Raw genomic sequence first — 367 nt, 5'->3', positions numbered from 1 at the left:
AAATCAATTTAGCCATTAAGTTTATACTTAAATGCTTAATTTTAATTTTGAATCCTAAAATGCTCGTTAATTCACTCTCTAAAATTTAGAGAGGTTTTCATACATTTTATTTTCTTCTGTGTAGTTTTCAAAGAACATCTTGAGATCATACTTTCGTATTCCCTCAAAACTAGACAATGTAGTGCCAAATGTGTCGACCTTGGATTACAAAAGTGCATTTAAACTTTCTTGTCTCCTTAGAAAGGAGGTGATCCAGCCGCACCTTCCGATACGGCTACCTTGTTACGACTTCACCCCAATCATCGGCCCCACCTTAGACGGCTGGCTCCTTACGGTTACCCCACCGGCTTTGGGTGTGACTGACTTT

General features: G+C 39.0%; 1 rRNA gene and 1 other annotated feature (1 of these 2 cut by a window edge). The gene reads right to left on the bottom strand.

The annotated features are described in order from the left end of the window. Positions 1–367: a sequence feature (mutual gap in cmsearch alignment for this rRNA model is longer than 100), on the bottom strand; it reaches 2,167 nt to the left of the window's first position. Then, a 16S ribosomal RNA gene (locus BN6559_RS00045) occupies positions 241–367 on the bottom strand; the annotation flags it as partial. Its footprint overlaps the feature before it by 127 nt.

This window comes from Massilibacillus massiliensis (assembly GCF_900086705.1).
GTDB lineage: Bacteria > Bacillota > Negativicutes > FLKF01 > FLKF01 > Massilibacillus > Massilibacillus massiliensis.
The sequence above is the reverse complement of the archived record's forward strand: the minus strand, read 5'-3'. Positions and strand labels throughout refer to the sequence as shown.